The sequence below is a fragment of the uncultured Thermosynechococcus sp. genome (genome assembly GCF_938074695.1).
Classification (GTDB): Bacteria; Cyanobacteriota; Cyanobacteriia; order Thermosynechococcales; family Thermosynechococcaceae; genus Thermosynechococcus.
Map to the genome: position 1 here is coordinate 37795 of NZ_CALJEM010000062.1, position 10227 is coordinate 48021.

General features: G+C 54.2%; 7 protein-coding genes and 1 pseudogene. 3 read left to right on the top strand and 5 right to left on the bottom strand.

Annotated features, from left to right (window positions below; translation table 11 throughout):
- Positions 1-78: 78 nt before the first annotated feature.
- From Q0683_RS09305 to dcm, 4 genes and pseudogenes are all read right to left on the bottom strand, one after another.
- Positions 79-1956 (bottom strand): sodium:proton antiporter, encoded by a 1878-nt coding sequence (locus Q0683_RS09305; protein ID WP_298615682.1) that lies wholly within the window; start codon positions 1954-1956, stop codon positions 79-81.
- Between the two features lie 260 nt (positions 1957-2216).
- Positions 2217-2528, bottom strand: coding sequence for a DUF2499 domain-containing protein (locus Q0683_RS09310; protein WP_298615680.1), 312 nt, complete (start codon positions 2526-2528; stop codon positions 2217-2219).
- The gene (locus Q0683_RS09315; RefSeq protein ID WP_298615678.1) at positions 2528-3580 is read right to left on the bottom strand and encodes a zinc-dependent dehydrogenase; all 1053 of its coding nucleotides are present in this window, start codon (positions 3578-3580) and stop codon (positions 2528-2530) included. Before Q0683_RS09315 ends, Q0683_RS09310 begins: the two co-directional genes overlap by 1 nt.
- Before the next feature lie 81 nt (positions 3581-3661).
- Positions 3662-4110 (bottom strand): annotated as a pseudogene (dcm, locus tag Q0683_RS11060) (DNA (cytosine-5-)-methyltransferase).
- Positions 4111-4404: 294 nt separating this feature from the next.
- Between dcm and Q0683_RS09320 the strand changes: the two are divergent.
- The 3 genes from Q0683_RS09320 (at position 4405) to pgsA (ending at position 8399) form a co-directional block, all read left to right on the top strand.
- On the top strand, positions 4405-6639 hold the full coding sequence (locus tag Q0683_RS09320) for a glycoside hydrolase (protein ID WP_298617371.1): 2235 nt from the start codon (positions 4405-4407) through the stop codon (positions 6637-6639).
- A gap of 135 nt (positions 6640-6774) precedes the next feature.
- Entirely contained in the window at positions 6775-7818 is a 1044-nt protein-coding gene (gene glpX, locus Q0683_RS09325) for a class II fructose-bisphosphatase (RefSeq protein ID WP_298617373.1), read from the top strand.
- 74 nt (positions 7819-7892) lie between these two features.
- Positions 7893-8399, top strand: coding sequence for a CDP-diacylglycerol--glycerol-3-phosphate 3-phosphatidyltransferase (gene pgsA, locus Q0683_RS09330; protein ID WP_298615079.1), 507 nt, complete (start codon positions 7893-7895; stop codon positions 8397-8399).
- Here the strand turns inward: pgsA and Q0683_RS09335 are convergent.
- On the bottom strand, positions 8384-10042 hold the full coding sequence (locus Q0683_RS09335; protein WP_298615081.1) for an alpha/beta hydrolase: 1659 nt from the start codon (positions 10040-10042) through the stop codon (positions 8384-8386). The genes pgsA and Q0683_RS09335 overlap by 16 nt on opposite strands.
- Between the last annotated feature and the right edge of the window lie 185 nt (positions 10043-10227).

The window sequence follows — 10227 nt, forward strand, 5'->3', positions numbered from 1 at the left end:
TACGGCTTGCGGCTCCCTCTCCTGAGGGGGAAAACACGCAGCTTACTCTGCTGATGCCTATGGACGGTCAGCAGGGGATTAGGTTCCCTTGGCGGTAGAGACTTCACTGGGAACGAGTACGGACTCCACTTGGGTATTCATCTGCCAGCCAGAAATGAGAGCTGCCGGTAGGGTGTGGGGTTTGGGGCTATGCAGCAAATAGATCAAGCGATCGCCCACTTGCCACTCTTCATTGGCTCGCACGACCCGCAATCCCTCTGGCCGTTCCACAACAAGGGGGAGAACTTTGTTAGAGCGCACTAAAGCTTCCAGATGTTGGCGTTGCAACTGCGATCGCTCCTCCTCAATGACCAGTTCCCCCAAGCGCACTGCATCGCTGCGGATGTATTCGTTCCATTTTTTGATGGAAAGTTGGCTGGCAAAGGCAGGACTGAGACCCAAGGGACAATCCTCTAGCTCAAGGGCAGCCAAGACGCGGGGGGGATGAAATTCCTCGAGAACCCGCTGTGCCAGCACCGCATTGACTTCCGTATTGCTGGTTACGGCAAGGTAGGTGCCCAACTGGGTAATCCCCGCCTCCTGCAAAATATTCAAATCAAGGGCACTGCTGAGATAGACCGGTAAGTGTTCACGGCGGGCTTGCTCGACGGCCTCTGGATCGGTGTCGATCATCACCACCTCTTCCCCGCGATCGCGCAGAATCCGCGCCAACAGGCGACCTAAAGGGGTACAGCCAGCAATCATTACCCCCGATGCCCCCTGGGCGCGAACATTGAGTTGCGTTGCCAGCCAGCGAGCCGTTAAGCCCTGACCGAAGACCGTCATCAGAATTGTTAGGAACACCTGTCCCTTGATGGCATCGCCGCCACTAATGCCCGCATTGGTCAGCGTAATTGCAAAAAGAGAGGCCACAGAAGCGGCCACAATGCCACGCGGTGCAATCCAACTGAGAAAGGCTTTCTGTTGCCAACTGAGATCACTGCCCCAGGTACACAGCAGCACCCCTAGGGGACGGATGAGGAACATCAAGCACAAAACCGTGAGCACGCCCGACCAGCCTAGCTCCAACAGGCCGGCAATCGAGAGATCGGCGGCTAGGAGTACAAACAAAACCGAGATCGACAGCGTACTCAGTTGCCCTTTGAAGCGGCGCAGCAGCCGTCCCCCCGGCACATCAGCCCCCCGCAGCACCAGCCCTAGGACAACGGCCATCATGAGACCAGATTCGCTCACCAGTTGATCTGAGAGCCAGAACAGACCCCAGAGGACGGCAAGCACTAGGAGATTGCGCAGGTCATCCACCAAAAACCAAGCACGGCGCAAAAATCCATTCAGGCACCAGCCGCCAAGGCCACCCATTAATGCCCCCACCGCCAAGCGCTGAATAATTCCAAGGGCGATCGCCCCCGCCCCTAGATCTTGGTTGAGAACTACGTTGAGCACCACCACTGCCAAAATGGCACCGATGGGGTCAATGAGCACACCCTCCCCTTCAAGAATCACCGCCAGTTTGTGCTCCACCCCCACCTGCCGCAGCAGCGGCCCAACCACCGTTGGACCAGTCACAACAATGAGGGATGCGTAGAGAAATGCCAGTTGCCAGGGAAATTCCCCCAGCCAATGGGCAGCCATTGCCCCCCCCACTAGGGTGATTAAGCTCCCAATGCTCACCAATTTCCAAAGGCTTCCTGTAATGTCTTGGTCAGCCCGCGTAAGATCTAGACTCAAGCCCCCTTCAAACAGAATCAAGGCTACACACAGGGGCACTAAGACCTCTAAACCTTCCCCTAGTACCTCTGGGTGCACCAGTCCCAAGCCGCTGGGGCCTGAAGCAATCCCTGTCAGCAACAATAGGACAATACTGGGCAGCCGCAGCCACTGGGCAATCACTTGGGCACCAATGCCCAAGACAACGGCTATAACAAACAGGGCGGTCAGTTCGGCACTACTTTCCATTGCAGCCTCCACAGAGGTTTAGGCGTTGAGGGCTAGGTTGACGGGCAAGTGTTCCTCCTTGTTCTACGGCAAAGATCTACGACAAAGATCAAGAGTTGACTACTGTGTTGATGTATTGATTCCATTGAGCACACCCCTGGGCGGGGAAGGGTGGGGAATCTGCTTATCAGGATACTGGAAGTCCTTGAGCACTGCCAATTTCAACTAACATTGTAAGTTCTTTCCTGTTTTCCTAGGGCGGGGAGACACGCCGCACCCCCCTACGAGATGCTTTGTGATTCCCGCGATCGCCACCACAGCCAGGCAGCAGCGCCACAGAGGGCACAGTTGCCCACAAAGGTCAGCAGCGCCTGTAGATCCACCAGCCACTCTAGAGCAACCGCATTATCGAAGTAATGCCAAGTACAGGCACACATGGCGCTCACCAAAGCGGGCAACATTGCCCACGCCAACCATCGCCACCCCCGCTGAGGACAGCGGCGATCCAGTTGGGCCACAAACCAAATGGCAGCCATCCACTCCAGAACACTGGAAATATGGACTACCCAGGTGGGGAGGGAGAGGGCGTGCATCAAGCCTCCGGATAGATGAGGATTTTGTAGGTTTCAGGCGTTGGGTGCACTGCCTGTTCCACCGCTGCGGCGAGTTTTGATAGGGGATAGCGATCGCTCACTAAAGTTTTCACATCAATGCGGCGGTTAAAGATGACATCGCAGGCAAGGGACTGCCAGCGGTAAGAGGAGCTATAACTGCCCATAAGGTCAATTTCATGGCGATAGAGAATGTTGGGATTCAAGGGAATGTCCACCTCATCGGGAAACTCAGCAAAAAAGAGAATTTTGCCCCCCTTGCGCGTACACGCTAGAGCTTGGAAAAAAGCTTTCTCACTGGGCACTGCCAACAGGCTTACATCTGCCCCCAAACCATGGGTGAGGGCTTGTACCTTGGCAGCAAGATCGGGATCGCGGGCATCAAAGGCAGCCGCAGCCCCCACTTCCTTGGCTTTGGCAATTCGCGAGGGCAACAAATCGGTGGCGATCGCCCGCGCCCCAAAAAGATTCACCAACATCACAAACATCAGGCCAATAGGCCCTGCCCCGGTGATCAGCACCGTTTGACCGGGAGCAATGCCCGCCTTTTTGACTGCCTTCAGGCAACAGTTGGTGGGTTCAACAAAGCTGGCCTCCTCATCACTAATCTCATCGGGAATGGGAATTAATCCCCCATGCTGTACAATGTGCCCCGGTACTTTCACATATTCGGCAAAGCCCCCCCCACTGGGAATAAAGCCCGCCGTTGTCGTCACTGTTTTATAGACATGGCACAGGGAGTAGTTTTCGTGCAGGCAGTAGGCGCAGCGCATGCAGGGAATATGGTGCATGACCACCACCCGCTGACCCACCTGCCAATCCCTCACGGCCTCGCCCACAGCAGCAATTTCCCCTACGGTTTCGTGGCCAAAGATACGCGGAGGTTCATAGAGGGGATAGCGAATTTTTTTAATGTCCGATTGGCACAACCCAACTACTCTGACGCGAACCAGCACTTCATCGGCAGCAATCTCTGGAATTGGAATGTCCTCGTAGCTGAGTTGATTTACCCCTCGGAACACTTGGGCTTTCATCTGAGACTTGGTAAACGCTTCACCCCTAGGATAATTGCCCCTTGCGGCGGGAGCAAGTCTTGATGCTATCACTTTTCTACCTCAGGGAAATGAAAACTCTAGTTGTTTTGCTGCGGACAAGCGAATCGCGGGCTGCGGTGATTTCACTTCAGGGGTATTCAATATTTGTGGACACGGACTAGACCAAGCAAATTGAGCATAGGGCGGCAAGTCATTGTGGATTCCTACTATGAATAGCCGCTGTCGCTTTTGGAGAAGGCGATAGAATAGGGCATTGAGCAACCGCGGTGAAGCTAAGGTATAACCGATTTCTGAAAGTACAGATCCAATGGTTTTGATGGTACGCCCGCGATCATGGCTTAACAAACCCCGCACATTTTCGCCCAAGAACAGTTTGGGTTGAACTTCCTTGATAGCTCTGGCGAACTCAAAAATAACGTGCCATGGGTATCTGTAAAGCCCAACCTGTCTCCTGCATAGAAGTCTGGACAAGGGAATCCGCGGGTCAAGATGCCAATTTCTGTCTTGATGGAACGCTCCTAGTTCAGGCTGCAAATATCCGCCTTAATCACCTGCCACTGAGGACGATTTTGCCCTAGCGTATTACAGGCGTCTTTATCAATTTCATTTTGATGAACTTCCATTAAACTTTTCCTGATATTTTTATAATATTTTTGGTGTCAAACAGGAGCACAACCGATGCGCCAGGAAAAGTCTCTATTAAGATTTTTGTCACTTTTGACATTTTCGTAACAAAGTGGTCAAGCCTAACCTCCCCTGAAATACTGGAGAAGGAGTCCCGCAGGATTGGGGGCAAGCTGGTTGTGGCATATCCCTTGCATGTTGCTTTTATTTGGCACCAACACCAACCCCTCTATAAAAGCTGCCGTAGCGGTCAATACCTATTGCCCTGGGTACGGCTCCACGGCAGCAAGGATTACCTAGACCTCATTCTTGTCTTGGCCAAGTATCCCCGCCTCAAACAGACAATTAACCTTGTCCCCTCACTGTTGCTGCAAATTCAGGACTATGTCAACGGCACGGCGCTCGATCCCTACCTTACGGCGACCCTGACGCCGGTGGAACAGCTTACGGATCAACAGCGCTGGTTTATCATTGAGCATTTCTTTGATGCCCACCACCGCACCATGATTGATCCCCATCCCCGCTATCGGGAACTCTACCAGCAGCGGCAAACTAAGGGGAAAACTTGGTGTTGGCAACACTGGCAGCCCCAAGACTATGGGGATCTCTTGGCGTGGCACAACTTAGCTTGGATTGATCCGCTGTATTGGGAGGAGCCAGAGATTGCGCAGTGGTTGTCCAAAGGGCGGGATTTTAGCCTCAGCGATCGCCAGCGAATCATTGCCAAACAGCGAGAGATTCTTAGCCAAATCATTCCCCAGCACCGTGCCCTGCAGGAGGCGGGTCAAATTGAAGTGACCACCACGCCCTACACCCACCCCATTTTGCCCCTCTTAGTGGACACCGACGCTGCCAAGGTGGCAGTTCCCAATATTGCCTTGCCCCAACAGCGGTTTCAATATCCTGAAGATGTTTCGCGGCATCTGCGGCGGGCGCGAGTTCTCTATGAGCAATTCTTTGGGCGATCGCCCCGCGGCCTGTGGCCCTCAGAGCAAGCCGTCAGTCCCGCCATTCTCGAACCCATTCTGGAGCAGGGGTTTAAGTGGATTTGTGCCGATGAAGCCGTTTTGGGGTGGACAACGGGAACCTACTTTCACCGCAATGAACGGGGAGTGGTGCAACAGGCTGAGGTTCTTTATCAACCCTATCGCTTAACCACGGCGCGCGGCGATCTGAACATTGTCTTTCGCGATCACCGCCTCTCGGATTTGATTGGGTTTACCTACAGTGCCATGGCTCCCGAAGCGGCAGCCGCCGATTTACTCCAGCAGCTGGAGGGCATTCGCCAACAACTCCTTGCCCATGAAGGCAGTGGTGGATCGAGCTTGGAACAGCCTTGGCTAGTGACAATTGCCCTTGATGGTGAAAACTGCTGGGAGTACTATCCCCGCGATGGTCTGCCCTTCTTGGAGGCGCTCTACCAAGGTCTGAGTGAGAGTGAGCACTTTGCCTGTGTCTCTGTGGCGGAGTATCTACAACAGTACCCGCCGCGGGCGGTGATTTCAGGCTCCTCCCTCCACAGCGGCTCGTGGATTGACGGCAATTTCTGCACTTGGATTGGCGATCCGGTCAAAAACAAGGCTTGGGACTATCTAGCGGCGGCTCGCCAAACCCTTGAGCGCCATCCCGAAGCCACGGAAACAAACAATCCAGCGGCATGGCAAGCCCTTTTGGCGGCGGAAGGTTCCGACTGGTTCTGGTGGTTTGGTGAAGGCCACTCCTCGAACCACGATGCCGTGTTTGATCAGCTTTTCCGCGAGCACTTGATGGCCCTTTACACGGCACTGGGGGAGCCAGTTCCGGAGGGACTCCACGATCCCTTGGAAGTCCATGAAGCTAAGGCCACCTACCCGCCCCAAGGCTTTATTCACCCTGCAATTGATGGCAAAGGCGATGAGCAGGACTGGAACTTTGCGGGTCGCATTCAAATTGGCGGCAGCCGAGGGACGATGCACCGCCAAACCCTAGTCAATCGCCTCTGGTATGGGGTAGATCACCTGAATATCTATTTGCGCCTCGATGCGCCTAGCCAAAAACAGCCCTTTGGGACTGACATCAGTACCGTGCACTTTTGCTGGTACTACCCCAACATGGTGACCTACAATAGCCCTCTTTCTGACCTGCAGGATTGTCCCGCTGAGGCGCCCCTCAACTACCTGTACCACCATCAATTGGTGATTGACCTTGAAAAGCAGCTGCTCACCTTCAAAGAGGCGATCGCCAACTATCAATGGGAAGAGCGCCCCACCCATGCCCGCTATGCCGTGGGCACCTGTCTAGAAGTGGCCATTCCGTGGGCAGATCTGCACCTGTATCCCGACTGTGGCCTTCACCTGTTAATTGTGTTGGCTCAGGATGGCTATTACATAGATCATCTGCCCCCGGAGCAACTGCTCGTTTTGACCGCACCCTAGTCCCTGAGGGGAAGCGGGAAAGGGAGGGTCGAGAGTAAATAATTTGCAGCAAGAAATTATTTTCTGCGTACCAAAGTTCTGTAAGCTCAGAGAGGAAACCTCTGCGGGATCAACTTGTGCTGTTAGGAGGGTTGTGTGGATAACGTCATCGGCTTAGAGATTATTGAAGTGGTGGAACAAGCGGCAATTGCCGCCGCACGCTGGATGGGCAAAGGCGATAAACACATGGCGGATCAGGCAGCCGTAGATGCCATGCGCAACCGCATGAATCAAATCCATATGCGCGGTCGCATTGTGATTGGCGAAGGGGAACGGGATGAAGCCCCGATGCTCTACATCGGCGAAGAAGTGGGTATCTGTACCCGTCCTGATGCTGCCCAATACTGTAACCCCGAAGAACTGATTGAAATTGACATTGCCGTTGACCCCTGCGAAGGGACAAACCTCTGCGCCTATGGCCAACCGGGATCAATGGCAGTGCTGGCTATTTCCGAAAAAGGGGGGTTGTTTGCAGCTCCCGACTTTTATATGAAGAAACTGGCGGCGCCCCCTGCTGCTAAGGGCAAAGTGGACATTCGCAACTCGGCAACAGAAAACCTGAAAATTCTCTCGGAATGCCTTGATCGCGCCGTTGATGAATTGGTGGTGGTGGTCATGAAGCGCGATCGCCACAATGATCTCATTCAAGAAATTCGGGACGCCGGTGCCCGTGTCCAACTCATTACCGATGGCGACGTTTCGGCGGCTCTCTCCTGTGCCTTTTCTGGTACCAATATTCACGCCCTCATGGGGATTGGCGCTGCGCCCGAAGGGGTGATTTCCGCTGCGGCCATGCGGGCCTTGGGCGGGCACTTTCAAGGACAATTGGTCTATGATCCCGCGGTGGTCATGACTAAGGAATGGGCCAATCGCACCCGCGAAGGCAACCTTGAGGAGCTGAAAAAAGCCGGCATTACCGATCCCGATAAAGTCTATGAGGCGGAGGAATTAGCTTCTGGGGAAACGGTTCTCTTTGCCGCCTGTGGCATCACCCCTGGCATGCTCATGAAAGGGGTGCGTTTCTTCAAGGGGGGTGCCCGTACTCAATCGCTGGTCATTTCCACGCAGTCGAAAACAGCGCGCTTTGTGGATACGATCCACATGTTCGATAAGCAGCTGAAGTCGCTCCAGTTGTACTAAGCCCTGCAATCAGTGAAAGACTCATGGACTCCCTCCCTGCGAGGGGGTTTTCTTATTGTCTCAGGGGAATGATCATGCCCTTCAACCTAGCCACCACTCTTACCCTTGCTCGCCTGTTAATCGTACCAGTCATTGTGGGCTTGCTCTCCTTCAATGACGGTGTGGTCTATCGCTGGTGGGGGGTGGGGCTGTTTCTGGTGGCTGCCCTCACCGATTGGCTGGATGGCTATATTGCCCGCCGTTTCCATCAGGTCACAGATTTGGGCAAGGTGCTTGATCCACTGGTGGATAAGTTGCTGATCCTTGTGCCCCTTTTACTCTGTATTGAGTGGGGAGAGGTGCCCGCCTGGTCAGTGGCCTTAATTCTCTTTCGGGAACTGGGGATTGCCAGTTGGCGGGTGCAGCAACCGCAAATTCAGGGGGCAAACCTCTGGGGGAAAGCAAAAACGGTCAGTCAGATTGTGGCCGTAGCCCTACTTTTGGCTCCTTTACCTCCCAGTTGGCAAGGGGGAATTCTCACTGTCTATGGGGGGGCGATCGCCCTGACATTAATTTCGGGGGTACTTTATCTGCGGGGTTGAGTCCCAATGCGCCCCGCCAGCGCCTCCTGCAGCTGCTGGGGATTTATGTCCTCCACCCAATAGGCTTGAAAGGTTGGCTGTGCCACTTGGCCAACAAATGTTTGACTTAAGAAGGGGCGCAACCGCTCATTGTGTTGATTAAACACCCCAAAGAAGGCAGCACTCACCCCCTTGAAAAAGGGCTGAGCCAACTGCGGATTTGGGCCAATGAGATCACGGGGTACCGGCAACACCCCCGCTTCGCTAACCCCCACCGCCGAGAAGTGGGTACCGGGCACGAGCATGGCCAAATACTTGGGCTGGGCTTGCAACCACGTAAAGGGTAAGACCTGCTCCTCTAACGGTGGCGCAAAGACATCTTTGCTACTGGAAATAATCAGCGTAGGCACCTGGATATTAGCCATGCCCCGCTCGCCAATGAGGATACTGCTCACTGGATTGACGGCAATCACAGACTTGACCCGTGAATCTGCTGGGATAGAGGGAGCATTGGCAAGACCAAGACTGCGGCATTGCAGGGGCACTGAGATGTTAAAGATAAAGAGATCATTCGCCGCTGCCAGACAACGTTGTTGGACAGCGTTCCAGTCAACGGTCCCCCCCGCTGCCGCCAGTACCGTAAAGCCCCCCATCGAGTGACCAAAAAGACCGACATTGTTAGTGTCAATTTTTAGGGCAGGGTCTTTGTCAACGAAAGCCGCCACGGCATCTATGGCCAACTTTAGGTCGAGGGGGCGCTGCGCCCAGTCCTTGGGCAAATTCTCATAGTCTAGGGGCGCCCCTGAAAGGAAACTCCCAATCCGACGGGTATCAGAACCGGGGTGAGTGACTGCCAACACCGCTAGACCATAACTGGCTAAGTGCTCTGCCAAGTAGGCAAACGTTGTGCGGTCGGAGGCTAAGCCGTGGGAAATGACAATCAGAGGGGCAGGTGCAGTGATTCCCGTTGGGACATAGAGATCTGCGGGAATCGGCCCTGTGGTGCGATTGGGATTGGTAAATTCGAGCCTTTGCTTTTGCCATTGGAAAGGCCCCTTTTGCGCAGGTGTGCGTCCGCTGGCCGGCAGAGCCGTTCTGGGTTGGCGCTGCGCCAGCCGTTCGATAAACTTTTGAGTCCGCTGCTGTTGATTAATGGCACGGGTAAATGCCCCAATCGCTTTCAAGCCGAGTTCACCGTTGACTTTCAGACTCTTGCTCGGAAAGGCCTGCAACACCGATAGAAGTGTAATTCCTGAGGGAGAGGTGGCGGCAGTTTTCAGGGCTTCCCCCAGAGCTTGGGCGCCGTTGAGATCATTTTCTGTCCGAATGACTTGGCCGATACGCTCTAAAAAGGTTTGACCAATGGGACTTTTGACAAATTGACCGACGGTGGTCGGCTCTAGGTTCATCCGTGTGGTCAAGCTCTCCCGTAGGTTTGGCTCTTGATCACTGGGCAGGAGGCGAATTAAAAATCTGAGTTCAGGACTGGCATGACCCGTTTTGACAAAGGTGGCAAGGTCGCTGACTTGAATGCTAAATGTGCCAAAGGGCGGATAAACAAGGCTAATTTGTTCGGCAGCGAGGCCGGTATGTGCCCAAAATGTTGCAGCCACACCCAATAGGGGGAGCCACTGCCCTTTTTTTCCTGTGCGCGCGATCGCCATCGCCGAACCCCCTTTAGGTAATCACTAGCCCTATTGTAGTTTACAAGGTCACTTGCAATTAATTTTCAAGGACTGGCGGCCGCAGTGACCAGTTCCCCATCTTTGAAAAACGCTGTGAAGGGCTGGCGGTGTGGTATGGTGCTTTTGGAAAAAATAGGGAACCTGCGCATGAGTGAGGATGCTGT

Coding starts and splice junctions, on each gene's coding strand:
- Q0683_RS09305 (WP_298615682.1), bottom strand. CDS start 1,956: ATGGAAAGTAGTGCCGAACTGACCGCCCTGTTTGTTATAGCCGTTGTC.
- Q0683_RS09310 (WP_298615680.1), bottom strand. CDS start 2,528: ATGCACGCCCTCTCCCTCCCCACCTGGGTAGTCCATATTTCCAGTGTT.
- Q0683_RS09315 (WP_298615678.1), bottom strand. CDS start 3,580: ATGAAAGCCCAAGTGTTCCGAGGGGTAAATCAACTCAGCTACGAGGAC.
- pgsA (WP_298615079.1), top strand. CDS start 7,893: ATGCCCTTCAACCTAGCCACCACTCTTACCCTTGCTCGCCTGTTAATC.
- Q0683_RS09335 (WP_298615081.1), bottom strand. CDS start 10,042: ATGGCGATCGCGCGCACAGGAAAAAAAGGGCAGTGGCTCCCCCTATTG.